General features: G+C 71.1%; 21 protein-coding genes. 11 read left to right on the top strand and 10 right to left on the bottom strand.

All coding sequences use genetic code 11. The features are described from left to right. Window positions 1-87 precede the first annotated feature (87 nt). Window positions 88-519 (top strand): GNAT family N-acetyltransferase, encoded by a 432-nt coding sequence (locus tag BLV39_RS29140; protein ID WP_090799830.1) that lies wholly within the window; start codon window positions 88-90, stop codon window positions 517-519. On the opposite strand, the gene BLV39_RS29135 is transcribed toward BLV39_RS29140, so the two are convergent. Next, window positions 516-1,280, bottom strand: coding sequence for a HoxN/HupN/NixA family nickel/cobalt transporter (locus BLV39_RS29135; RefSeq protein WP_090799828.1), 765 nt, complete (start codon window positions 1,278-1,280; stop codon window positions 516-518). The genes BLV39_RS29140 and BLV39_RS29135 overlap by 4 nt on opposite strands. Continuing rightward, on the bottom strand, window positions 1,277-1,975 hold the full coding sequence (locus BLV39_RS29130; RefSeq protein ID WP_090799826.1) for a hypothetical protein: 699 nt from the start codon (window positions 1,973-1,975) through the stop codon (window positions 1,277-1,279). Before BLV39_RS29130 ends, BLV39_RS29135 begins: the two co-directional genes overlap by 4 nt. 199 nt (window positions 1,976-2,174) lie before the next feature. Here BLV39_RS29130 and BLV39_RS29125 point away from each other — a divergent pair, with 199 nt between their 5' ends. Then, window positions 2,175-2,858, top strand: coding sequence for a YcnI family copper-binding membrane protein (locus BLV39_RS29125; RefSeq protein ID WP_239083418.1), 684 nt, complete (start codon window positions 2,175-2,177; stop codon window positions 2,856-2,858). A 36-nt stretch (window positions 2,859-2,894) separates the two neighbouring features. Here BLV39_RS29125 and BLV39_RS29120 read toward each other — a convergent pair whose 3' ends face one another. After that, entirely contained in the window at window positions 2,895-4,301 is a 1,407-nt protein-coding gene (locus BLV39_RS29120) for a PepSY-associated TM helix domain-containing protein (RefSeq protein WP_090799824.1), read from the bottom strand. 244 nt (window positions 4,302-4,545) lie between these two features. On the opposite strand from BLV39_RS29120, the gene BLV39_RS29115 reads away from it, so the two are divergent. Genes BLV39_RS29115 through BLV39_RS29105 form a run of 3 tightly spaced genes read left to right on the top strand, consistent with a single transcriptional unit; the run spans window position 4,546 to window position 10,643 of the window. Next, window positions 4,546-8,454 (top strand): ThuA domain-containing protein, encoded by a 3,909-nt coding sequence (locus BLV39_RS29115; protein ID WP_090799822.1) that lies wholly within the window; start codon window positions 4,546-4,548, stop codon window positions 8,452-8,454. A 59-nt stretch (window positions 8,455-8,513) separates the two neighbouring features. Then, window positions 8,514-10,124: a SpoIIE family protein phosphatase gene (locus tag BLV39_RS29110; protein ID WP_143049920.1), complete on the top strand. Its 1,611-nt coding sequence runs from the start codon at window positions 8,514-8,516 to the stop codon at window positions 10,122-10,124. Continuing rightward, window positions 10,125-10,643: a 2'-5' RNA ligase family protein gene (locus tag BLV39_RS29105; protein WP_090799817.1), complete on the top strand. Its 519-nt coding sequence runs from the start codon at window positions 10,125-10,127 to the stop codon at window positions 10,641-10,643. 81 nt (window positions 10,644-10,724) lie between these two features. Here the strand turns inward: BLV39_RS29105 and BLV39_RS29100 are convergent, their stop codons facing one another. Then, window positions 10,725-11,030 carry a DoxX family protein gene (locus BLV39_RS29100; protein WP_204082578.1) on the bottom strand — a complete coding sequence of 102 codons (306 nt, stop codon included), beginning with the start codon at window positions 11,028-11,030 and terminating at the stop codon, window positions 10,725-10,727. 61 nt (window positions 11,031-11,091) lie between these two features. Here BLV39_RS29100 and BLV39_RS29095 point away from each other — a divergent pair, with 61 nt between their 5' ends. The 3 genes from BLV39_RS29095 to BLV39_RS29085 all read left to right on the top strand — a co-directional run bounded on the left by BLV39_RS29095 (window position 11,092) and on the right by BLV39_RS29085 (window position 14,808). Beyond that, window positions 11,092-12,003: a LysR family transcriptional regulator gene (locus BLV39_RS29095; protein ID WP_090799815.1), complete on the top strand. Its 912-nt coding sequence runs from the start codon at window positions 11,092-11,094 to the stop codon at window positions 12,001-12,003. 116 nt (window positions 12,004-12,119) lie between these two features. Continuing rightward, entirely contained in the window at window positions 12,120-13,835 is a 1,716-nt protein-coding gene (locus BLV39_RS29090) for a hypothetical protein (protein ID WP_090799813.1), read from the top strand. Between the two features lie 79 nt (window positions 13,836-13,914). Then, the gene (locus tag BLV39_RS29085; protein WP_090799811.1) at window positions 13,915-14,808 is read left to right on the top strand and encodes an aldo/keto reductase; all 894 of its coding nucleotides are present in this window, start codon (window positions 13,915-13,917) and stop codon (window positions 14,806-14,808) included. An 18-nt stretch (window positions 14,809-14,826) separates the two neighbouring features. On the opposite strand, the gene BLV39_RS29080 is transcribed toward BLV39_RS29085, so the two are convergent. Then, window positions 14,827-15,405, bottom strand: coding sequence for a cadmium resistance transporter (locus BLV39_RS29080; protein WP_239083419.1), 579 nt, complete (start codon window positions 15,403-15,405; stop codon window positions 14,827-14,829). A gap of 40 nt (window positions 15,406-15,445) precedes the next feature. Between BLV39_RS29080 and BLV39_RS44380 the strand changes: the two genes are divergently transcribed. After that, window positions 15,446-15,808: a hypothetical protein gene (locus BLV39_RS44380; protein ID WP_239083420.1), complete on the top strand. Its 363-nt coding sequence runs from the start codon at window positions 15,446-15,448 to the stop codon at window positions 15,806-15,808. Here the strand turns inward: BLV39_RS44380 and BLV39_RS29070 are convergent. The 3 genes from BLV39_RS29070 to aceA all read right to left on the bottom strand — a co-directional run bounded on the left by BLV39_RS29070 (window position 15,789) and on the right by aceA (window position 19,239). Then, window positions 15,789-16,349, bottom strand: coding sequence for a hypothetical protein (locus BLV39_RS29070; protein ID WP_090799805.1), 561 nt, complete (start codon window positions 16,347-16,349; stop codon window positions 15,789-15,791). The two genes, BLV39_RS44380 and BLV39_RS29070, sit on opposite strands and share 20 nt — an antisense overlap. A gap of 83 nt (window positions 16,350-16,432) precedes the next feature. Then, window positions 16,433-17,974 (bottom strand): malate synthase A, encoded by a 1,542-nt coding sequence (gene aceB, locus BLV39_RS29065; protein ID WP_090799803.1) that lies wholly within the window; start codon window positions 17,972-17,974, stop codon window positions 16,433-16,435. Next, entirely contained in the window at window positions 17,974-19,239 is a 1,266-nt protein-coding gene (gene aceA / locus BLV39_RS29060) for an isocitrate lyase (protein WP_090799801.1), read from the bottom strand. Before aceA ends, aceB begins: the two co-directional genes overlap by 1 nt. 171 nt (window positions 19,240-19,410) lie before the next feature. On the opposite strand from aceA, the gene BLV39_RS29055 reads away from it, so the two are divergent. Together BLV39_RS29055 and BLV39_RS29050 are read left to right on the top strand one after the other, a co-directional pair. Then, a complete protein-coding gene (locus tag BLV39_RS29055; protein WP_090800774.1) occupies window positions 19,411-20,799 on the top strand; it encodes a short-chain fatty acyl-CoA regulator family protein in 1,389 nt (462 codons plus the stop codon). A 15-nt stretch (window positions 20,800-20,814) separates the two neighbouring features. Continuing rightward, window positions 20,815-22,464, top strand: a complete 1,650-nt coding sequence (locus BLV39_RS29050; protein ID WP_090799799.1) for a RecQ family ATP-dependent DNA helicase — start codon at window positions 20,815-20,817, stop codon at window positions 22,462-22,464. Between the two features lie 13 nt (window positions 22,465-22,477). On the opposite strand, the gene BLV39_RS29045 is transcribed toward BLV39_RS29050, so the two are convergent. After that, on the bottom strand, window positions 22,478-23,674 hold the full coding sequence (locus BLV39_RS29045) for an MFS transporter (protein WP_090799795.1): 1,197 nt from the start codon (window positions 23,672-23,674) through the stop codon (window positions 22,478-22,480). 303 nt (window positions 23,675-23,977) lie between these two features. Continuing rightward, window positions 23,978-24,499: a TetR/AcrR family transcriptional regulator gene (locus BLV39_RS29040; RefSeq protein ID WP_176985127.1), complete on the bottom strand. Its 522-nt coding sequence runs from the start codon at window positions 24,497-24,499 to the stop codon at window positions 23,978-23,980. Between the last annotated feature and the right edge of the window lie 71 nt (window positions 24,500-24,570).

Genomic DNA, 24,570 nt, shown 5'->3' with positions numbered 1-24,570 from the left:
ACGCGTGGAACGACCCGATCGGCCGGCGTGCCGCTCACACCGATCACCTCCTCAGGGGACCTGCGAAAGGTTGGGTCGTTCCACGCCATGACGGAGCTTGTCGCCCGCTCGGCCGCCCTGGTCGACGCACCACTGCTCGCGGTGCTCAACCGGCACCTCATCGAGGATCAGCACCACCACAGCACGGCCACCGACGCCGACCTCGAAGCGCGGATGCGGCGGTGGATCTCCGGTGGCCAGTACGCCGTCGCGTTCATCGAGCGTGGCGGGCTGCCGGTCGCTTACGCGGTCTGGCGCGACGACGAGGACGGCATCTACGTGCGGCAGTTCTTCGTCAGCCGCGACCATCGGCGCGAAGGCCTCGGCCGCGCCGGCTTCGCCGTCCTGCGCGAACGCTGGGGCGACAAGCCGGTCAAGCTCGACGCCCTGGTCCACAACGAGCGCGGCCTCGCGTTCTGGCGCGCGTTGGGATTCCGCGACTACAGCCTGATCCTGAGCCTCGACGACCGGTCGCGCTAGCTGACGGTCGCGAGGTGGACCGCGGCGACCGTGACCAGGCCGGCACCGAAGAGGGTGACACCGCCGGCGGCCAGGACCGGGGTGATCCGGCTGGCGAGCCGCAGGGCCTTGACGGACCGGGCGCTGCGGCTGACGACGGTGCTGCCGGCAACGGCGAGAACGCCGACGGCGAACAGCACGACCGCCATGCCGATGCCGAAGACGATGACCAGCAGCAGAGCGAAGGCGCCTCGGCCGAGGAACAGACCGGTCGCCAGCACCAGGAACGCGGCCGGCGACGGCGTCAAGCCACCGGAGATGCCCAGCAGCAACAGGCCGGGGCGCTTGGACGGCTCATGATGGTGATGCTCGTGGGTGTGCCCATGGCCATGGTCGTGCGAGTGCCCGTGACTGTGGCCGCGCAGATGCCGGCGCAGCATCCAGATGCCGGTGGTCGCCACCAGCACCCCGGCGGCGATCTGCAGCCCGGTGGTGAGCTGCTCCATCCGCACCACGTCCGACAGCGACAGGAAGGTCCAGGCGACGCCGATGACCAGGACGGAGAGGGTGTGCATGACCGCGACGGAGCCGCCGAGCCAGGCGGCGTCGCGGATGCGCCCCTTGGATCCGGCGAGGTAGGCGGCGGCCAGCGTCTTGCCGTGCCCAGGGGTCACGGCGTGCCAGGCGCCGGCGAGGAAGGCGAACAGGAACGCCACCGCCGGTACGCCGGGAGTCTGGATCAGGTCCTGAAGGCGGTCCGAGACGGAGGTGGCCGTGCTCATGCCGCCACCTTCCGGCGACGCAGCCGGCGCACCGTCAACAGGTAGCCGGCCGCGACGACCAGGATCAGACCGATCACGGCGGCGAGCTGCAGGACGGCGCTGCGGCCTCGGTCGGCTTCGGCCAGCGGTGGTGCGCCGACCAGGGTCCAGTCGTGGGTGTCGGCGGACCCGTCGTACACCGACTTCTGTCCGCTGGGTCCGGTGGCAAGGGTGCGGTAAGCGGGGTTGAGGTCGGTCAGCATCCGGACCGCGACGGTGGCCGTGGTGACGGGTTGGGCGCAGATGTAATCGGCGGTGGCGCCCTTGAGCCCGAGGGCGAGGATCGGTTCCACGCTGCCGACGCACGGCTGGCCGTCGTTGGTGATGGTGATCCGGTCCAGCAGGTAGCGCCGGAACTGCTCGGACTTGCCGAGAACGCCCGGATCGGTGTAGCGGTAGTCCACCGCACCGTCGGTCAGGATGCGGTCCTCGGGCAGCACGCCTAGGGAGACGCCGAGCACCGTGAGGTCATCCGGTCCGCCGACCCGCCACGTCACATGGACGAGGTCGCCGCGGTCAGCGTCAAGGCTGATGGCCACCGTCTGCGGGTCGCCGAACGGGTGCGCCGACGCGCGGCCCGGGGCCAGCGTCGCACCGACGGCGGCGGCTGACAGGACGCTCAACGTCATCAGCGCACGGGTACTGAGGGAGATCACGGAAACACGCTCCGGCTAGCGCGGACCTTACGAACGGCCCAGTCTCTCCACCGTCCGTGACCCCCGCAGGACCTCGAAGGTGATCTTCAGGGGTCGGCCGCGTGAACACTGCCGCGGTGGGAACTGGCCGCGGAGTTCGTCCGACTACCTCATCGAGATGGTGGCGCTTTCGACGGGAGTGGCGATGCGAGCTGGGCGGATGGCAGCAGGGCTTGGCGTGGCGGCGGTGGTCGGGCTCGCCGGTGGCGTCGGGATCGGGATCGGGCCGGCGTCGGCGCACGTGACGGTGAACGCGCCGGGCGCGACGCAGGGCGGCTACGCCAAGCTCGCGTTCCGGGTGCCGAACGAACGCGACAACGCATCGACCACCAAGGTCGAGGTGAACATTCCGGTCGAGACCGCGATCGCGTCCGTGTCGGTGCGCCCGACGCCCGGCTGGACGGCGACGGCGGAGCGGTCGAAGCTCACGACACCGCTGCGGGTGCACGGGTCGGATGTGACCGAGGCGATCACGAAGATCACCTGGACCGCCGCCGCGGGCAGCGCGGTCAAGCCGGGGGAGTTCCAGGAGTTCGAGGTCTCCGCCGGGCCACTGCCCGAGGTCGACCAGATCGTGTTCAAGGCGCTTCAGACGTACTCGAACAACGAGGTCGTGCGCTGGATCGACGAGCCGGCCACGAGCGGCGCGGAAGCGGAGCACCCGGCGCCGGTCTTGAAGCTGGCCAAGACCGGCGCCGCGGACGCGTCCGTGGCCAACGCCAACCTGAACCTCGCGTCGTCCACAGACGACAATGACTCTGGCAACCCCGTGGGCATTGCCGCTCTGGCCGTCGGTCTGGTCGCCGTCGTGCTCGCGGTGGTGGCCTGGCGCCGGTCGAGCTGAACCGGGTGCCGGCCGCCGCAACGGGCGGCCGGCACCTCAGGGGTTCGACCGCCGGACCCTGCCGATCAGCAGGTCCAGGACGACAAACGCCGCGAGGCTGATGCCGAGCATCGGCAGCGCCCAGCCCACCGCGACGGCCAGCGCCAGGATCACGACGACCGCGACCGGATGCGCCTGTCGCCACGCTCCTCGTGCGGGCGGCGCGCCGAGCGGACGCGACCGGTCATCCCGGGTGGGCCGGCGCTGCCACCACATCCGGTAGCCCCAGACGATCACGCACAGCAGGCCGAGCGCGAGCGCGGCCAGCAGGAGCTGGTTGACGAGCCCGAACAGATATCCCATGTGGAGGGCCACGCCCCAGCTCGACAGCTTCGCGACCAGCGGCCAGTCGGCGAAGTCGGTTCGTGCGGTGACGGTGCCGGCGGCCGGGTCGACGGCAACGCTGTCCTGGCTGGTCGGCCAGCGCAGGTTGTTCTCGGCCACCACCCATGCCGCGCCGGGTTCGGCCGGCGGACGCACCTCGATCAGCCCGGACAGCCCGGCGTCGCGGGCGATGATCGTTACGCCGTCCACGGCGGCGAGGTCGACCTCCCCGCCGGACGGTGCGGCAACGCCGTGATGCCCGCCGCCGCCCGCCGGCGTGCCGGACAGGGCGGTGTCCAGCACCGGGCGGTCCGCGTTCAAGCCGGTCTGCAGGACGTCGAAGTTGGCGCCGGCGTAGCGGGACCAGGTCAGGCCGGTCGCGGACAGCGCCAGCAGACCGACGACCAACCACACCCCGAGAGCGGCGTGCCAGCCACGGGTACGCCGGACGCCGACCTTCGCGGACAGGTCCGGCAGCACCGTGCGGCGCAGCTTGCCGCGACCGGTCCACTGGCGCCGCAGCCATAGGAACAACCCGCCAAGCGCGACCACCCACAACCAGCTCGCCGCGAGCTCCGAGTAATGCCGGCCGACCACTCCGAGGTGCAGGTTCCGGTGCAGGTCGTCGAGCCACGTCTGCAACGGCGTCGAGCCGAACCAGGTGGTCAGCGTTCCGCGTACCTCGTTGGTGTAGGGGTCGACGTAGACGGTGTGCTGCTTCTCGCCGAGCTCGGGCACGGTGAAGACGACCTTCGTCGGGTCGGTGGCCGCCACTGGCGGGATCACCGTTGCGACGGTTCCGTCCGGGTGGGCCGCCACGGCCGCGGTCACCTGCTCGGCCAACGGTCGCGCCGCGCCACCCGGCGAGACGCGAAGCTCGTGCGCGTAGACGAGCTGGTCCAACTGCGGGCTGAACACGAACGCCAGCCCGGTCAGCGCGGCCACCACGAGAAACGGCGCGACCAATACGCCGGCATAGAAATGCAGCCGGAGTACGAGCGGCGCCAGACTGTGTTGCCGCTCGGGCGGGACGGTCGCCGTCGTGGCGCTGGCTCTGGACAGGTTCGTGGAAGTCGACACGGGGCCTCCATGCTCGGCGTGCGCCGCTGGCACGTCACCGTGTTGGTCGGCGCCGCACGGCCGCCAGTTCCCGGCGAATGGCCGAGCCTGTGCCGATGTCGACAGCGAAACGCCTCGTACCCCGTGGCGCGGCCGTGTAGCGGACTGTTCGAGGGATTGACGGAGAGCGCTCTATCGGCCATCGTTTTGGGCACGGCGTGGTCGGCGCACGCTTCATGACCGTCCCCATGAGAAAGGTCCGATCATGGTGCGCAGAGCCCTGCTCTGCGTCGCCCTCGTGGCAGCGGCACTCGTCGGAATTCCGGCGACACCCGCTCTCGCGGCCGACTTCACCGTGCTGGTTTTCAGCAAAACGGCGGGGTTCCGGCATGACTCGATCCCGGTGGGCATCACCGCGATCCAGTCGCTGGGCGCGCAGAACAACTTCACTGTCGAGGCCACCGAAGACGCCAACGCCTTCACGGCCGCCAACCTGGCCCGCTTCCAGGCCGTCATCTTCCTGTCCACCACCGGCGACGTGCTCAACGCCGCCCAGCAGACCACGTTCGAGGGTTACGTCCGCGCCGGCGGCGGCTACGCGGGCGTCCACGCCGCGGCCGACACCGAGTACGACTGGTCGTGGTACGGCAGCCTGGTCGGTGCCTACTTCCTCCAGCACCCGGCGATCCAACAGGCGACCGTGCGTGTCGAGGACGGCAGCCACCCGTCGACCGCGGGGCTGCCGGCCAACTGGGTCCGCACCGACGAGTGGTACAGCTACCGCACCAACCCTCGGGCCAACGTGCGGGTACTGGCCAATTTGGACGAGTCGACGTACACCGGCGGTGGCATGGGTGACCACCCGATCGCCTGGTGTCGCGCCTACGACGGCGGCCGTTCCTGGTACACGGGCATGGGCCACACCCAGGAGAGCTACGCGGACACCAACTTCCGCAACCACCTGCTGGGCGGCATCCGGTACGCCGCGCAGGGCACCGGCAACTGCTCGGTAGGCTCCGGACCGGTCGACCCACCCGGCGCCTTCGCCCAGGTGACACTGGCCAAGGGCGTCGCCGAGACCGGCGAGCCGATGGGCCTGACCGTGCTGCCCGACCGTGGTGTGCTGCACACCTCGCGCGACGGCACCGTGCGGTACACCGACGCCGCCGGCAACACCAAGGTAGCGCTGACCCTGCCGGTCTACTCACACGACGAGGAGGGCCTGCAGAGCATCAAGGCCGACCCGGGCTTCGCCACCAACCGCTGGGTCTACCTCTATTACGCGCCACCATTGTCCACACCGGGCGGTGACTCGCCGACGACCGGCACGGCGGCCCAGTTCGCGCCGTTCGACGGCGTCAACCGGTTGTCCCGGTTCACGGTGCGGGCCGACAACACGATCGACCCGGCGTCGGCGGTGACCGTCATCGACGTGCCCGCCAGCCGCGGCCAGTGCTGCCACGTCGGTGGCGACATCGACTTCGACGCGGCCGGCAACCTCTATCTGTCGACCGGTGACGACACCAACCCGTTCGACTCCGGCGGCTACGCGCCGCTGGACGAGCGGACCGACCGCAACCCGGCCTTCGACGCGCAGCGTTCCTCCGGCAACACCAACGACCTGCGCGGCAAGGTCCTGCGGATCAAGCCGTCGGCGGGCGGTGGCTACACCGTGCCGTCCGGCAACATGTTTGCGCCGGGCACGGCCAACACCAAGCCCGAGGTGTACGCCATGGGCTTCCGCAACCCGTTCCGGATGAGCGTCGACAAGGCGACCGGCATCGTCTACCTCGGCGACTACGGGCCGGACGCGGGCACCGCGGACCCGAGCCGTGGCCCGGCCGGCACGGTCTCCTACGAGCGGATCACCCAGCCCGGCAACTACGGCTGGCCGTACTGCTCCAACTACAACACCCCGTACCACGAGTACACGTTCCCCAGTGGACCGTCGCTGGGCCAATACAACTGCGCGGGCGGTCCGACCAACAACTCCCGCAACAACACCGGTCTGACCACCCTGCCGGCGTCCCGGGCGGCGTGGCTGCCCTACGGCGGCGGCCAGGACCCGCCGGGGATCTGCTGCGGCAGCCTCTCGCCGATGGGCGGCGCGGTCTACCGCTACAACGCCGGGCTCAACTCGAGCGTGAAGTTCCCGCCGTCGTACGACGGGAAGTTCTTCGCCACCGAGTTCGGCCGCCGGTTCATCAAGACGATCAACATCAACGCCAACGGCACGCCGGGTACGATCACGAACTTCCCGTGGACCGGCACCCAGGTGATGGACTACGAGTTCGGCCCCGACGGCGCGCTCTACGTGCTCGACTACGGCACCGGCTGGTTCGGCGGCGACGCCAACTCGGCCGTCTACCGCATCGAGTACCAGGTGACCGGCGGCAACCGGCCACCGGTCGCGGTCGCGTCGGGCAACCCGACCGGCGGCACGGCACCCTTGACCGTGCAGTTCTCCTCGGCCGGCTCCACCGATCCGGACGGCAACCCGCTGACGTACGCCTGGGACTTCCAGACGAACGGCTCCGTCGACTCGACGGCGGCGAACCCGTCCTTCACCTACACCGCCAACGGGCAGTACACGGCCACGTTGACGGTCCGCGACCCGTCCGGCGCCTCCGCGACGGCCAGCGTGGTGATCGGGGTCGGCGGTCCGACGATCAGTGTGTCGTTGCCGCAACCCGGCCGGTTGTTCAACTTCGGTGACCAGGTGCCGTTCACGGTCAACGTCACCGACCCCGCCAACCCGACCATCGACTGTTCCCGGGTCAACGTGACCTACGTGCTCGGGCACGACTCGCACGGCCACCCGATCACCAACGTGGCCGGGTGCTCGGGCAACATCCAGACGACGGTGGACGGCGAGCACGACGTCTCGGCCAACATCTTCGGCATCATCAACGCCGCGTACACCCCGCCGGGCTCGACCACCGCGATCAACGCGACCCCGGTGGTCCTGCAGCCGCGAGCGCGGCAGGCCGAGCACTTCGGCAACCAGCAGGGCGTCGCGATCGTGACCTCGACCGCGGCGCAGGGTGGCAGCGCGGTCGGCAACGTCAGCAACGGCGACTGGATCTCGTTCAACCCGTACTACCTGTCCGGACTGGCCACCGGGTTCACCGCCCGGGTGTCGGCACCGGCCGGTGGCGGCGGCACGATCACGATCAGGTCGGGCTCCGCGACGGGCACGGTCGTCGGCACGGCCACCGTTGCCGCAACCGGGTCGTTCGACACGTTCGCGGACGTGACCGGCACGATCACCGCACCGACCACCTCCGGACCGCTGTTCCTGGTGTTCACCGGCGGCACGGGCGCGGCGCTGTTCAACGTCGACTCGTTCGCGTTCACGAGCGGCGGCACCCCACCGACAGGCACCAACCTGGCGCTGAACAAGCCGGCAACGGCCTCCAGCGTCGAAGCGGACGTGTACCCGGCGTCGGCCGCGGTGGACGCCTCGGCCACCACCCGGTGGGCCAGCGCGTTCGCCGACCCGCAGTGGATCCAGGTCGACCTCGGCGCGACGTACTCGATCGACCGGGTGCGGTTGCTCTGGGAGGCCGCGTACGGCTCCGCGTACCGGATAGAGACCTCGACCAACGGCACCACCTGGACCGTCGCACGGACGGTGACGGGCGGTAACGGCGGCGAGGACGACAACACCGCTCTGGGCGCCAGCGGCCGCTACGTCCGGATCTACGGCACGGCCCGCGGCACGGCGTGGGGCTACTCGCTGTTCTCGTTCGAGGTCTACGGCGGTGGCGGCCAGCCACCGACGGCGACCAACGTGGCGCTCAACAAGCCGGCGACGGCCTCCAGCGTCGAGAACGCTGCCTTCCCGGCCTCGCTGGCCGTCGACGCGTCCACCACCACCCGGTGGTCGAGCGCGTTCGCCGACCCGCAGTGGATCCAGGTCGACCTCGGCGCGACGTACTCGATCAGCCGGGTGCGGTTGCTCTGGGAGGCCGCGTACGGCTCCGCATACCGGATAGAGACCTCGACCAACGGCACCACCTGGACCGTCGCACGGACGGTGACGGGCGGTAACGGCGGCGAGGACGACAACACCGGCCTGTCGGCCAGTGGCCGGTACCTGCGGATCTACGGCACCGCCCGGGGTACGGCGTACGGCTACTCCCTCTTCAACCTGGAGGTGTTCGGAAGCTGACCAGTCGGTGGGGGGTGCGGTAACGCGCCCCCCACCACGGTCGGAGTTAGGCTGTGCGCGTGATCGAAGGGGCCACTGACAGCGACGAGCGCCTGCGGGGCCTCGAAGCCGTCACCGACGCCGCCCTTTCCCGCCTGGGCGTCGACGAGCTCCTCACCGAACTGCTCGACCGGGTCTTCGAACTGCTCCAGGTCGACACCGCGGTGTTCCTGCTGCTCGACCCGCACGCCCGCCAGCTCGTCGCCACCGCCGCCAAGGGCCTCGACCAGGAGTTCCGGCCAGGGGTACGGGTCCCGGTCGGCCGGGGCTTCGCCGGGCGGATCGCCCGCGACCGGCGACCGCTGATCGTCGACGACATCGCCGAGGAATCCGACACCAGCGCCCTGGTACGCGGCGGGGGAGTCCGATCGCTGCTCGGCGTGCCGATCTTCGGCGGCGGCCAACTGGCCGGAGTGCTGCACGTCGGCAGCGTGCGGCCCCGCGCGTTCTCCGTCACCGAGGTCCGCCTGCTGGAGATGGTCGCCGACCGGGCCAGCGTCGCGACCCACACCCGCGCCGGCTCCGTCGACCGCGACACCGCCCTCGCCCTGCAACGCAGCCTACTGCCGACGGCCCTGGCGGAGGTGCCCGGCGTCGAGATGGCCGCGCGCTACCTGCCCGGCCACGACTCCGGCGTCGGCGGCGACTGGTACGACGTGTTCACCCTCCCGTCAGGCTGGCTCGGCGTGGTGGTCGGCGATGTGTCCGGCCACGGCCTCGCGGCCGCCGTGGTGATGGGCCGGCTGCGCAGCGCACTGCGGGCGTACGCGCTGATCTGCTCCGACCCGGCCGACGCCCTGACGCTCCTCGACGCGAAGGTCCACCACTTCGAGACCGGCAACCTGGCCACCGTGCTCTACGCGATGATCCCGCCTTCGCGGGACAGCATCCACATCTCGCTTGCCGGCCACCCACCGCCGGTGCTGGTCGACGCGGACGACCACGTCGGGCTGCTGACGGCCGCACCCACCGACGTCCCGCTCGGCATGGGCCACCCGGCCACCGGCCGGCGCACCACGGTCGTCGACTTCCCGCCGGGCGCGCTGCTGGTCTGCTACACCGACGGCCTGGTCGAGCGGCGCCGCGAGTCGATCGACGTGGGCCTGGACCGGCTGTGCGCGACCGTCTGGCCCGGCGAGCCCGACGAGGTGTGCACCGCGCTGATGCTCGTCGTGGGCGAGGAGCGCCCCACCGACGACACCGCGTTGCTCGCGATCCGCCGATCCGGCCCGCCGGCCCGGCCGGAGCCTCGGGTCCTGCTCGACGAGCCGTTCGACCGCGCCGGCGTGGCGGCCCTGCGCCGGCGGGTCGCCGACGAGGCTTCGCGGCACGGCATGCCCGACGACGCGGCCGACGACTTCGTGGCCGCCGTCAACGAGGTCATGACCAACGCGATCCGGCACGGCGGCGGCGCGGGCACGCTGCGCCTGCTCGCCGAAGGCCCCGGCCTGGTCAGCGAGATCCGCGACCGCGGCGCCGGCTTCCCAGCAGCCACCTTCCTGAGCCGCCAGGAACGGCCGACCCCGTCGTCGACCGGCGGCATGGGCCTCTGGATCGCCCAGCAGACGAGCCGGATGCACATCGAGAGCGGCCCGACGGGCACCCTGGTGCGGATCACCACGGCCGGCTGAATGGTCGCCGCGCTCGAGCTCTACCTGGACACCGACGCGACGCGGCGCCTGCGCGCGCTGTGGAAGGCGCTGGAGGCCGAGGGCATCCCGACGCTGGCGTCGTTGCAGGACTCCAAGCACCGCCCGCACGTGTCGCTCGCGGCGGCGTCACAGCTTTCCCCGTCCGCGGTGGCTTCGGCCCTCGGCGATGCGCCGGTCGGGCGGGATCTGGTGCTGGACCTCGACTTCGTCGGGCAGTTCGTCGGCCGGGTGCTGTGGCTGGGCGTGACACCGACGGAGGCTCTGTTGGAGCGGCACCGGGCCGTGCACGACCGGCTGGCGGCCGGCGGGGTTTCCGTCTGGGACCACTACCGGCCAGGTCTCTGGGTGCCGCACTGCACGGTCTCGCTGCGAGTGCCGAACCCGTTGATGGGTGCGGCGGTGCGGCGCTGCCTGGAGATCCTTCCCCTGCGAGCCACCGTCACCGGCGCGTCGGTCACCGACCACGCCAACGACATCGCCCACCCCTTGCCAGGCTAGGCGGACTCACATCCATGGTGGACACGCGGGCCGGTTGATCTCCAGGGCGTCACCGTAGGGCCAGCGACACGGCGGCAAGGATCAGCAACACCAGCGGGCCGGCAGGTGGGACCACCATTTCGCGCGGGCCACGGCCACCACGGCGCCGACGAAGTAGAGGGCCAGGCCCGCCGCGGCAAGCACGCCGATCGACGGCACCGCGATGCCGAGCAGGAGGCCGGCCGCACCCGCCGCTTTGGCCACGCCCAAAGGGACGATCCAGCGCGGCGGAATTCCGTACCGCGTCATGTTGGTCATGATCCAGCCGGTGCGGCGGAAGTCGGCGACCGCGGCGGCGAGGTTGAGGGCGGCTGTCACGCCGGCCACGGAGATGTAGGCGTTGTTCACCGAGTCACCCTCGCCGCGGGCGGTCTGACCCGTCCAATACCCGCGTCGATAACCTTTCGGCATGGATGTCGACACCCGGCTGCTCCGCTATTTCGTGGCAGTGGCCGAGGAAGGCAACCTCACCCGCGCCGCCGCCGGGCTCTTTGTCTCCCAACCGGCGCTGACCAAGCAGGTCCGGCAGTTGGAGGACCGGCTGGGCGTGCCGTTGTTCGTCCGGTCGCGCTCAGGGATGGCGCTCACCGCGGCGGGCCAGGCGTTGGCCGCTCTGGCGCCCGATGTGCTCGCGGCCCACGACGCGATGGTGCGACAGACCAAGGCCGCGGCCAGCCGGGCGGTACGGGTGCTGCGGGTCGGCTTCATCGCCAGCGCCGCCAACGAGGCGACCACCGCGATCATCGCCGGCTTCGGCCGGCTGCGCCCCGGATGGCGGGTGGAACTGCGACAGGCGAGCTGGTCGAACCCGTCAGCCGGCCTGGCCGACGGGGACGTCGACGTCGCCCTGCTTCGGCTGCCGTTCCCCGACCAGGACGCGTACGAGGTCGAGGTGCTGCTCACCGAACCACGCTGGGCCGCGCTCGCCGCGAACCACCCGCTGGCCCGGCGCGCTTCGATCGCCTTCGAGGAGCTGTGGGACGAGCCCTTCGTGGCCGGCCCGGCGTCGACGGGTCAGTTCCGCGACTACTGGCTCGCGACGGACGCCCGCGCGGGCCGGCCACCACGGATCGGCGCCGTCACCGACCAGCCGGACGCGTGGCTGCAGGCGATCGCCAGCGGGTACGGAGTCGCCCTGGCGCCCGCCTCGGCGGCCCGCTTCTACGCCCGGCCGGGCGTCACCTACCGCCCGGTGACCGGCGTAGCACCCAGCAGCATCGCCATCGCCTGGCCACGCGCCGCCGACCACGACCCGGTCGTCCGCGACTTCGTGCGCTGCTGCCACGAAGCGACGGCTGTATCGCGCTCGTGGCCGTCCTAGGCCCGCCACCGTCCCCGGCGCATATCTCGTTCGCTGCCGTCGCATGCCGCGGCGCAGAATGGCGGGCGGTCCGAGACGGGGGAGGGCGTATGTCGGGTCCGGGCAGGACGACGGAGATGGATGAGCTGGCGCAGCGCCTGCTGCTCCTGCCGTCACATCACGAAGCGGAACGGGCCGAGGCCCTGCGCACTCTGAACGAGGCCGACGCGCGTTGGTGGTTGGGGTTCGACGAGTCGCTGCGGTCGCACTGGTCCTGGGCGTTGTACTCGCACTGGCCGGTCGTCGCGCGGGTCGCTCGGGGTGGTGACGTTGACGCACTGGACGTGCTGCTGGCCGGATGCCACGCGGACGGGCGAATCCGGGAGGCGGTGCTGGCGCGGTTGGCCGCGCTGGGCGGTCCGGCCGCCATGACCGTGCTGGCGATCCGCACCGGCGACTGGGTTCCGCAGGTGCGCATCCGGGCCCGACGCGAGGTCGACGCGCTGCTGTCGAAGGCCGGGGAGCCGGCACTGTCGCCGCTGGCGGCCGCCGCGATCGCGACCCGCAAGCGAGTCAACGGTAGCTGGCTGGCCGAGCGGATCGACGAACACGTCATGGGTCTGACCGCCGAGCGGCTCGAGCCGTTGCTGCGCATCGGCGACTCCCGCACCCGACGGATCGCCTACCGCACCGCGATCGAGCGCCACCGGCTCGACGCCGACCACCTCGTCGTGGCCGCCACCAAGGACCAGGACCAGCGGATCCGCGTCATGGCGGCCCGAGCCGCCGTAGCCGGCGCCCGAAGCCTCGCCACGCTGCACCGGCTGGCGGGCAGCCGCACGGCCCTGGTCCGGGCGGAAGCACTGACCGCGCTCGCGGCCTGGGGCGAGAGCGCAGCCATCGTCGGCGCGCTGGCCGACCGGCACCCGGTGGTCCGGGAGGTCGCCCAGGCCGCGGTCCGCGCCGTAGGCGGCGATCCCGCCGAGCACTACCGGCGCCTGGTAACCAGCACGGCGCCGCCGGTGACCGCGCAGGCCGGCAGCAGCGAGGCCGGCGGGTTCGTGGAGGTGGGTACAGCGCCACCGGTGGCCGGGTTCGGTGCGGCCGGCGGGTCCGCCCAGATGGATACGGCGCGACCGTCCAGCGCGGTGGCCGGACTGGGGGTGGCCGGTGGCTCCACGGAGATGGATACGGCGGGCGTGGTGGCCGGGTTCGGTGTGGCGGGCGGGTCCGCGCAGATGGACACGGAGCGGCCGGCGGGCGTGGTGGCCGGGTTTGGTGCGGCCGGCGGGTCCGCGGAGATGGCCACGGCGCCGCCGGCCGGTGTGCTGGCCGGTCTCGGTGAGACCGGCGATCGCGCCGACGCGCCCGCGCTGCGCGTACACCTGTCCCACCCGAGCGCACGTGGCCGTGTGGCGGCCCTGCGCGGCCTTCGTCGTCTTGGTTGCCTGACGACGGAAGACGCCGTCGCACTGTTGACGGACCCGTCGAGCGCCGTCGTCAAGAACGCGGTCGCGGCCTTGCGCCCGGACGCGGCGACACTCGACGCCGATTTGCCGGACCGGCTGCTGGAGCCGGGTCAGCCTCGGCACACGCGGTTCGCCGGCTATCGGCTCGCCGTCGCGCGCGGCCCGTGGGCGCGGCTGATCGTGGACCTCCGCCTGCTCGACGACAGCGACGAGCAGCTGAGCCACGTCGCCCGGGTCGACATCGACGGATGGTTGTCCAGGGCGGCAACGCTCTACCGGATGCCGACCGGCCAGCAGCGCGCCGAGCTCACCGTCCTGCTCGACCGCGCCTCACCCACCCTCCGGACCGCTGGCGTGCTGCGCTTCCACGCCGGGCTCACCTGACTCATCCTAGGATGCCTTACGCGGTGTGTGGCGGGTCGCTTTCGGCCGATGCCGGCTGGTCAGGGTGCATGCTGTCTGGGTGGGTTTTGACCGACTGGATCTGACGGTGCCGGTGCACCGGCTCGGGCTTGGGCTCGCGGCCCTTGGCCGTCCCGGCTACATCAACCTCGGGCGTGACCGGGACCTACCCGCGGAGCGCACCGTCGACGCGATGCGGCGGCGGACACACGAGGTGCTCGACGCCGCGTACGCCGCCGGGATCCGCTACTTCGACGCCGCGCGCTCGTACGGCCGGGCCGAGGAGTTCCTGGCGAGTTGGCTCGATGACCGCGACGACGTCGTGGTCGGGTCGAAGTGGGGCTACACCTATGTGGCCGGCTGGCGCGTGGACGCCAAGGTGCACGAGACCAAGGACCACAGCGTCAAGACCTTCGACCGTCAGGTGGCCGAGACGCTCGCGCTGCTCGGCACGCGGCTCGACCTCTACCAGATCCACTCGCTCACGCCGGAGAGCACCGCGCTGACCGACCCCGTGCTGCACCGTCACCTCGCCGACCTGGGCGCCCGCGGCGTGACCATCGGCGTGTCCACCAGCGGCCCGCGGCAGGCCGACGCGATCCGCACCGCTCTGGCGCTCGAGGTCGACGGCGTGCCCTTGTTCCACAGCTTCCAGGCGACCTGGAACCCGCTCGACCCATCTGCCGGCCCGGCCCTGAAGGACGCCCACGACGCCGGGCGGCACGTGATCATCAAGGAAGCGGTGGCCAACGGCCGGCTCGCCGACCGCGACGCCGACGTGCTCGCCCACGCGCTCGCCCAGCCGTGGATCGACGTGGTCCTCTCCGGCGCCGCCACCACCGGGCAACTCGCCAGCAACCTGCGGGCGTTGGAGATCACCGACCCCGGACCGCTGCCAGCCGCCGAGACACCTGACGAGTACTGGCGGCACCGGGCCGCACTGCCCTGGTCCTAGAACACGACTAGAACACGCCTAGAACAGCCCCGACAAGATCACGAGGCCGATCGCCACGAAGACCAGCGGCACCAACCAGTGCCCGAACCGGCCGAGCAACACGATCACGCGCCGGTGACCGCCCAGCCACGAGGCCGCCAGGCACCACACCGCGACCAGCACGGCGAACACCGCGATCGTGATCAGGGTGTCGACCACCCCGATGGTGCGGAACACCGGCGTATAGACGGCGATGTTGTCTGCGCCGTTGGCCATCGTCACCGCGGCCACCGACACCAGGCCGCTGGCGACCGGCGGTGCGGCATCGCCGGGGGAGCGGACGGCGGCGATCAGCCCGCGTACGCCCAGCGCCAGCGGGATCAGCCCGAGCAGCCCCACCCAACGGTCCGGCAGCAGGGTCAGCCCGAGGGCCGCCGCGCCGGCGATCGCGACTAGCGCTCCGATGCCGGCGTACTGGCCGACCCAGATCTGCCACGGTCGCGGCTTTCCGGCGGTGCTGGCCGCGAGGAACAGCACGGTGAGCACGATCAGGTCGTCGATGTTCGTGCCCGCGAACACGCCGGCGGCCGCCGCCACGGTCCCCGCTAGATCCGTCACCCGACGGACCCTACGCCACGCGGCGCGTACTCTCAGACGGGTGGCCTTTGCCCTGCTCGCGCTGGTGGCGGCCGTCGCGGTGAGTGTCGCGGTGGCGGCCTGGCGCAAGGGCGCCGCCGCCCGGCGCTGGCACCTGCTGCGCGCCTGGGCCGACGGCGCCGGCTGGCAACTTCGTCCGTCCGCGGCCGACATCGGCTGGCTGCCGGCGGTCGCGCTGCCGATCGCGGTCGTCGACGGCCGGCACGAGCAGCACGAGATCGCGGTCGTCTGGTCGGCAGGCAAGGGCGCGACCACCACCGTGTACGTGCGGGTGGCCGACCACGGCGCCGCGGTCGCGAGCTACCAGCGCTGGTTGGACCCGACCGAGCTCGACGAGGCGGTCCTCACCGCCCTGCCTGGGTGACGGGGCGGCAGATCTGCTCGTGGGTGGTCGCCCAAGGGGTTCCTTGGACGATCATCAAGGACGACGTGACGCGGGCCTGGCCGTCGGCGGTCCGTACCTTGAGGACGGCCGGCAACGGCTGGCCCGAGATGCCTTCGGCGCACGAGGCCGTGACCGTCACGAGGATCCAGTCGACTCCTGGCCGAATGGTCGCCGAGGCAGTCGACAGGAAGGTCAGCCCTCCGGCGCTGCCGCGCACCTCTTCGACGACGACGGGCAGCGGACCACTGTTGGCGACCGCGAGGCTGCCCTCGATCGTCATCGTGCGACTGTCGCCGCTGACGGACCCGGATCGCCCCACCAAGGTGGTCAACGAGACCTCGGCCTGCTCGCTCGCCCGGCGCTGACGATCCTCTACGACATGCGTCGCCGCGGCTGCCGAGGCCATGGCGAGGAGCACCGCCACCGCCATGGGCAACACGCCGAACCGCCGCCGCCGAAACCGGTCGACGAGACCGCTCTCCGCGTCAGGCGGCACGTCGAGATCCAGCATCGGCTCCATGGCCGGCACGCTATCAACCCGCGACAGCGCCCCCTGCGGCTGCCGTGTTCCGCAGAGGGCGCTGTCGCCGGTGTTGCCGGCTTCTAGACGAGATAGCGGGCGTACGCCTCCGGTGTGAAGAACGCCGGTAGCTCCTCGGCCAGCGCGGTCTCCAGGAAGATCCGTGCGGCCGCCGGCCGCAGCCCGGCCTCCTCATCGTCCACGATGGAGCGCACCAGATCCTCGGTGACCACGTCGCCGCCGGCCAGCGGGGTCCGGTGGTGCACCCACTGCCACACCTGGCACCGCGCGATCTCCGCAGTGGCGGCGTCCTCCATGAGGTCGAAGATGGCCGCCGCACCTGTGCCGCGCAGCCAACTGTCGAAGTAGCGCAGCGCGACGGCCACATTGGACCGCAGCCCCTCGGCCGTGACCGCGCCCGGGGTCAGGTCGACCGCGAGCAGGTCGTCCGCGCTGACCGCGACCTCGCCGCGCCGCCGGTCGAGCTGGTGCGGCCGGCTGCCGAGCACCGCGGTGAACGCCGTCTCACACGTGTCGACCAGGCCCGGGTGCGCGACCCACGAGCCGTCGAAGCCGTCGCCGGCCTCGCGCTCCTTGTCGGCGCGGACCTTGCCGAACGCCACCTCGTTGACCGCCGGGTCGCGGCTCGGGATGAACGCCGCCATGCCGCCGATCGCGTGCGCGCCGCGCTTGTGACAGGTCTTCACCAGCAGCTCCGTGTACGACCGCAGGAACGGCACGGTCATCGTCACGTCCGCGCGGTCCGGCAGCACGAAGTCGGCGCGGTGCCCGAACTGCTTGATGATGCTGAAGATGTAGTCCCAGCGGCCCGCGTTGAGCCCGGCGGCGTGCTCGCGCAGCTCCCAGAGGATCTCGTCCATCTCGAACGCCGCGGTGATCGTCTCGATCAGCACGGTGGCCCGGATGGTGCCCCGCGGGATGCCGAGATAGTTCTGCGCGAAGACGAACACGTCGTTCCACAGCCGGGCCTCGCGGTGGCTCTCCAGCTTCGGCAGGTAGAAGTACGGGCCCTTGCCCGCGTCGATCTGCCGCTGCGCGCAGTGGAAGAAGTGCAGCCCGAAGTCGACCAGGCTCGCCGAGATCGGCCGGCCGTCGACCACGATGTGCTTCTCCGCCAGGTGCCAGCCACGCGGCCGGACCACGATGGTGGCGGGGTCAGGCCCGACCGCGTATCGCTTGCCGGACGCCTCATCGGTGAAGTCGAGCTCACCGTCCAGGGCCGCGATCAGGTTGGCCTGGCCGCCCATCAGGTTGTCCCAGGTCGGTGCCAGCGCGTCCTCGAAGTCGGCCAGCCAGACCCGCGCGCCGGAGTTGAGCGCGTTGACGGTCATCTTCATGTCGGGCGGCCCGGTGATCTCCACCCGCCGGTCGACCAGGCCCGGCGCCGGCGGTGCCACCGCCCAGGTCGGGTCGTCGCGGATGTGGGCCGTCTCGGGCAGGAAGCTCGGTAGCTGGCCGGCCGCGTATCGGGCCCGCCTGGCCCGCCGGGTGTCCAGGAGCGCCACCCGGCGGCCGGCGAACTCGCTGTCCAGCGCGACCAGGAAATCGAGCACCTTCGGGTCAAGGATCTCGTCGTACCCGTTGCCCAGGACCTCGATCCTCATCAGAACTGCTCCTCTTCGGTCGAACCGCGCAGGGCGGTGGTCTCGCCGGTCGGGTTGAGCACCGTGCTGATCAGGTCGAAGTAGCCGGTGCCGACCTCACGCTGGTGCTTGACGGCGGTGTAGCCGTGCTCCTCGGCGGCGAACTCCTTCTCCTGAAGCTCCACATAGGCCGGCATGCCGTCGGCCGCGTAGCCGCGGGCCAGGTCGAACATCGAGTAGTTGAGCGCGTGGAAGCCGGCCAGGGTGATGAACTGGAACGCGTACCCCATGTGGCCCAGCTCCCGCTGGAACTTGGCGATCGTGGCGTCGTCGAGGTGCTTGCGCCAGTTGAACGACGGCGAGCAGTTGTAGGCCAGCAACTGGTCGGGATAGCGCTGCTTGATCGCCTCCGCGAACGAGCGCGCCTCCTCGAGGTCCGGTGTGCTGGTCTCCATCCAGATCAGATCGCTGTGCGGCGCGTACGCCAGGCCGCGCGCGATGCACGGCTCGATGCCCGCGTGCACCCGGTAGAAGCCCTCGGCGGTGCGCTCACCGGTCAGGAACCGCTGGTCGCGCTCGTCGATGTCGGTGGTGAGCAGGTTCGCGGCGTGCGCGTCGGTGCGCGCCACGATCAGGCTCGGCACCCCGGCCACGTCGGCCGCGAGTCGGGCCGCCTCCAGCGTGCGGATGTGGTGGCCGGTCGGGATGAGCACCTTGCCGCCGAGGTGGCCGCACTTCTTCTCGGACGCGAGCTGGTCCTCCCAGTGCACGCCGGCCGCGCCCGCGGTGATCATCGCGGACATCAGCTCATAGGCGTTCAGCACGCCGCCGAAGCCGGCCTCGGCATCAGCCACGATCGGCGCCAGCCACTCGACGTCCGTGTTACCTTCCGCCGTCGTGATCTGCGCGGCCCGCAGCAGCGCGTTGTTGATCCGGCGGACCACGGCGGGCACCGAGTTGGCGGGGTACAGGCTCTGGTCCGGGTACGTCTGGCCGGCCAGGTTGGCGTCGGCCGCGACCTGCCAACCGGACAGGTAGATGGCCTTGAGTCCCGCCCGCACCATCTGCACCGCCTGGTTGCCGGTCAGCGCGCCGAGCGCGTGCACGTAGTCCTCGTCGTGCAGCAGGCTCCAGAGTCGTTCGGCGCCCCGGCGGGCCAGCGTGTGCTCTTCCTGGATCGCCCCGCGCAGCCGGACCACGTCGTCCGCGCTGTAGGTGCGCTCCACGCCACGCCACCGCGGCGCGGTCGCCCACTCCTGCCGCAACTGCTCCGCCGAAATGGTCATCGCCGACTCCTTAAGTCGAAAAGGCTCTGCGGTCACGGTCGCACGAGTGAAATGAGCGCGCGACATACGCAACGAGCCAATTGTTGAAAAGTCCTCAGGGCCTTTTTGCTAAGTTGCGAATGACTACTTAGCAGCGTGCTAACATCGCGACAGATGGTGGAGGTGGGGCGCGTGGCTAAGACTTTTGCGGGCGCACGGCTGCGCCGGCTGCGGGAAGATCGTGGCGTCTCACAGATCGATCTCGCCCGCCAGCTCGGCATCTCGCCGAGCTACCTCAACCAGATCGAGCACGACACCCGGCCGTTGACCGTGCCGGTGCTGATGCGGATCACCGAGGTGTTCGGCGTCGACCCGGCCTTCTTCGCGCCGCACGACACGCCGCGGCTGGTCGCCGACCTGCGCGAGGCGCTGCCGACCCGGGCCAGCCTGCACGACCTGACCGAGCTAGCGACCAAGCTGCCCGACGTGGCCGAGGCGGTGATCGACCTCTACCGCCGCTACCGACAGACCGACGAACAGCTCGCCGAGGTGGTCGGCGACCGCGACCTGGTCGCCGGGCGCAGCCCGCACGACCAGGTCAGCGACTTCTTCTACCGCCGCCAGAACTACGTGCCCGCGCTGGACGAGGCGGCCGAAGAGCTGGCCGGCCGGCTCGGCGCCCGGCGCGGCGAGGTCATCGAGGCGTTGCGCGACCGGCTCTCCACCCGCCACGGGGTGCGGATCGTCCGCGACGACCACGACCGGCTCGGTGGCGACCTGCACCGCTATCATCCCCAGACCCGCACGTTGCATTTGTCACTGTCATTGCGACCAGGTCAACAGGCGATTCGGATGGGCGCCCAGATCGGCATGCTGGAATGCGCCGATATCATCGACGAAATCATCGAGGAAGAGAAGTTCGACGACGTACAGACGCAGATTCTGACCCGGGTCGGTTTGGCCAACTATTTCGCGGCCGCGCTGATCCTGCCCTATCAGGTGTTCCTCGCGACGGCCGAGCGGATGCGCTACGACATCGGCCTGCTGACCGAGCACTTCGGGATGGGCTGGGAGACCGTCTGCCACCGGCTCTCCACGCTCCAGCGCCCCAAGGCGCGCGGGGTGCCGTTCTCGTTCGTCCGCGTCGACCGGGCCGGCAACATGTCCAAGCGCCAGTCGGCGACCGGCTTCCCGTTCTCCCGCTCCGGCGGCACCTGTCCACTCTGGAACGTCTACGAGGCGTTCAACGCGCCCGGCCGCGTGATCACCCAGATCGCCGCGATGCCCGACGGCCAGCGCTATCTGTGGATCGCCCGCACGGTGATCCACCAGCACTCCGGCTACGGGCAGCCGGGCAAGGCGTTCGCGATCGGGCTCGGCTGCGAGATCCGGCACGCGGGCCGGCTGGTCTACTCCGCGGGCATGGACCTCGACGCCGTCGACGGCGCCACCCCGATCGGCCCCGGCTGCAAGACCTGCGAGCGGCTCACCTGCCCGCAGCGGGCCGCGGCCCCGATCGGCCGGCGCCTCGATCTCGACGAGAATCGCAGCACGTTCATCCCGTACCCCCTGATGGGCTGAGTTAGCCTCGGTTTGATGGAGGCAGTCGACCAAGTCACCCGCGCGGTGTTCGGCTTCGACCTGCGGCCCGGCCAGCGCGCGGCCGCCGAGTCGATCACCTCGGGGCGCGACACGCTGGCTGTGCTGCCGACGGGCAGCGGCAAGAGCGCCATCTACCAGGTGGGCGGTTTGGTGCTCGGCGGGCTCACGGTGGTGGTGTCGCCCCTGATCGCCCTGCAACGTGACCAGGTCGCCTCGCTCTCGCGTCGCAAGAAGCCCTCCGGCGAGCCGGTGCGGGCCGTGGTGCTGAACTCCTCGCTTCACAAGGCCGACCGCACCGCTGCCCTGGAGGGTCTGCACGCCGGGCAGATCGACTTCGTGATGCTCGGCCCCGAGCAACTGGCCAACGAGGAGGCGATCGCCGCGCTGTCGGGGGTCACCCTGTTCGCGCTGGACGAGGCGCACCTGATCAGCCAATGGGGACGCGACTTCCGGCCCGAGTACCTGCGGCTCCCGTCGGTGTGCGAGTCGCTCGGCAGCCCACCGATGCTGGCACTGACCGCGACCGCGGCGCCGCCGGTGCAGGCCGACATCACCCGTGAGCTGAACATGCGCGAGCCGCGGATCGTGGTCACCGACTTCGACCGCCCCAACATTCACCTCGCGGTCCGGCGTACGCGACACGACCTGCCCGAGGACCGCGCGATCGACGACCGCACCGTCGAGGTGGTGCTGGCCCACGACGCGCCGGCGCTGGTGTACGCGTTGACCCACGCGCGCTGCGAGTCGCTCGCCGACCGCCTGAATCTGGACGCGTATAGGGCCGCGCCGTACCACGCCGGTCTGCCGGCGGCCCGGCGCTCGCAGGTGCAGGACGACTTCCTGGCCGGCCGGCTCGACGTCGTGGTGGCGACGAGCGCGTTCGGAATGGGCATCGACAAGCCGGATGTACGCACGGTCGTGCACGCCGGTGTGCCCGGCAGCCTGGACGAGTACTACCAGGAGATCGGCCGGGCCGGTCGCGACGGCCAACCGGCCCGCGCGGTGGTCGTCTACGACCCGCGCACCATCCGCATCCCGCGGCTGCTGGCGGCCCGGTCCCGGATCTCGCCGGACACCGTGCACGCGGTCATCGACGCGATCGAGGCGGCACCGGGCCGGGTGGCGGTCAAAGCGGTGGTCGACGCCAGCGGTGTGAGCCGTCAGCAGGTGCTGCGGGTGATCCAGGAGCTCGAGGACCTCGGCTTCCTGGAACCGGACGGCAGCGACGGCGTCGTCCGTCCGGACCGCCTGCCACCGGATACGTTCGCGCTGGTGTCCAAGGAGGGCGGTCGCCAACAGTCGATCCTGCGCTCCCGGATCGAGGCGGCCCGCGAGTTCGCGGAAACGGTCCGCTGCCGCCGCGCGGAGCTGCTGGGCTACTTCGGCGAGCACTACGACCCGCCGTGCGGTACGTGCGACAACGACGAGGCGGCCGCGGCGGTCAAGCCTCAACCCTCCAAGGCACAGGTCGGCCGCCGCCACCAGCCCGACCCGGCGGCGCCCCGGGTCCGGCACAAGCTGTGGGGCGAGGGGACGCTGCTGTCGCGCGACGAGCATGAGCTGACGGTCGCCTTCGACACGGTCGGCTATCGGCATCTGACCCCGGCGGTCCTGGAGAACGGCATCCTGACGGTCGAAAAGTAGGGCCGAAACCCGGTCAGGTGGTGCGCAGGGCGCGAGCCCGCCGGCTGGACGCCAACGTCAGCGACACCAACAGCATCGGCACCGCCGCGGCCACGAAGGCCCAGCGGACATCACCCGTTGCGAGGATGCCCATCATCGCCACCGACACCGGTTCCAGCAGCACCCGGGGCAATTCGAGAATACTGCTGACCCGACCCAGCATCTCCGGTGGCGTCGTGCTCTGCACGAACGTCGGAAGAGCGACGTCGGTCGAGTAGGCCACGCCGAAGCCCAACAGTGCCAGCAGCGCGTCCGCCAGCAGATAGTTCGGCACGACGCCCAGCGCCGCGAAGGAGACACCCTCGAGGAACGCCATGGCGATGATGAGCACACCCCATCGCCGCGGCAGTCCGGTGAACGACGCGGAAAGCGTCCCCGCGAGCTGGCCCAGGCCCCATGCGGACAACATCATGCCGAGCACGAACGCGCCGCCGGAGTCGAAACTCTTTGCCAGCGCGGGCAGACCGACGGCGAACAGCCCACTGTAGGAAAGCGTCGCGGCGGCGATCAGAGCGACCACGATCCGGGTCTCCACACTGCGCGCGGCGAAACCGAGGCCGGACCGCATCTGTCGCAGCACGCCCCGCACCGACAGCTGCTCCTGGTCTTGCGCCTTGGCCCCGCGTACGCCCAGCAGCGACGCCGCGGCGAAGAACATCGCGAAGACGTTGAGCCCGAACACCCACCCCAAGCCGCCGAGCGAGACCAGCGCGCCGCCGAGCAACGGCCCGACGAGCCGGGCGGCCTGCTCCGCAGAAGCGGCAAGTGCGTTGGCCCTGGCTAGCTGCTCGCGCGGCACCAGGGTGGGAATGATGCTCACGCTGGCTGGCCAGAAGAACGCGTCCGCGACGCCGAAGACCAGCCCGATCGCGAACAGGTGCCAGATGGCGAGGGTTCCGGTGAGGAACAACCCGGTGAGGGCTGCCACCGCCAGGCCGCGGGCGAGGTGCGAAACCAACATCACCGTGCGAGGCGAGAACCGGTCGGTGAAGACACCGCCGACGAGCATGAGGACGCCCCGCGGAATCCCCACTGTCAGCAGCACAGCGCCGAGCGTCGCGGCATCCGAGATGCCCAGGATCAGCCACGAGAACGCGACCAGAAAGCTGACGTCACCAAGGATCGCGACCGATTCCCCGGCCCACACCCACCTGAACTGCGGGTAACTCAACGGGCCGGCACCGCGTTGCTTTCCCGTTCCCGGTCCGTTGCTGGAACTAGCCGTCTTGACCGGGTCCACTGCCTAGGTCTCCAGCCACTGTGGGCCTTGCGGCTGCGACCTCCCCGCCATCACGGCCGCAGCGGTCGGACCATACCGAGCCCCCGAACCTGCGCGCGAGCCGATTTCGCGCCGCCCGCGCGGTTCACCTCGACTACCTGGAACCGCTGGACGTCGCGGTCGCCGCGGGCCCGCCGAGCCGACGGTCGTGCTGACCCCCTGCGGGGGGAGGTCGTCTCCGTGCGGGCTGCCCGCTCAGCGGGTCAGTAGCCGGGCGGCCAGGTCCGAAGCTTCGCCCGCTCGTCCGCCCGACCAGGCCAGCCCGAGCACGAGTGCGACGGCGTCGCCGACGGTCACGTCGGCCCGGACGAGGCCGACTTCCTGCGCGCGTCGCAGGAGCAGGCCGGCCGCCGTCTTCATCTGGGAGCACGACGCGTACAGCGGCGAGCTCTCGTCCGCCAGGGCGCTCATGATCGACTCTGGCAGGCCGTCGTAGGTGGCCGCTCCACTGGCCAGCTCCGCCAGCCAGGTCAGCAGCGCGTCGGCCGGGTCGGGGGAGCCGAGCAGGGTGGCTGCTCGCCCTTGCAGGCGCTCGAAGTTGGCGTGGAGCAGAGCGTCGAGCAGCGCCTCACGGTTCGGGAAGTGGCGGTACAGCGTGCCGATCCCGACGCCGGCCCGGCGAGCGATCTCGCGCAACGAGGTCGCCGTGCCGTGTTCGGCGACGAGCTCGCGCGCGGCGTCCAGCAGCAGGCCGCGGGTCGCGGCGGCGTCAGGCACGTTCGGTCCTTCATGTGGCGACGGATACAGAGATGCGGAGCACTGCTCCGTTGTCGTCCGGAGCACTGCTC

The organism is Asanoa ishikariensis, from assembly GCF_900107455.1.
GTDB lineage: Bacteria > Actinomycetota > Actinomycetes > Mycobacteriales > Micromonosporaceae > Asanoa > Asanoa ishikariensis.
The sequence above is the reverse complement of the archived record's forward strand: the minus strand, read 5'-3'. Positions and strand labels throughout refer to the sequence as shown.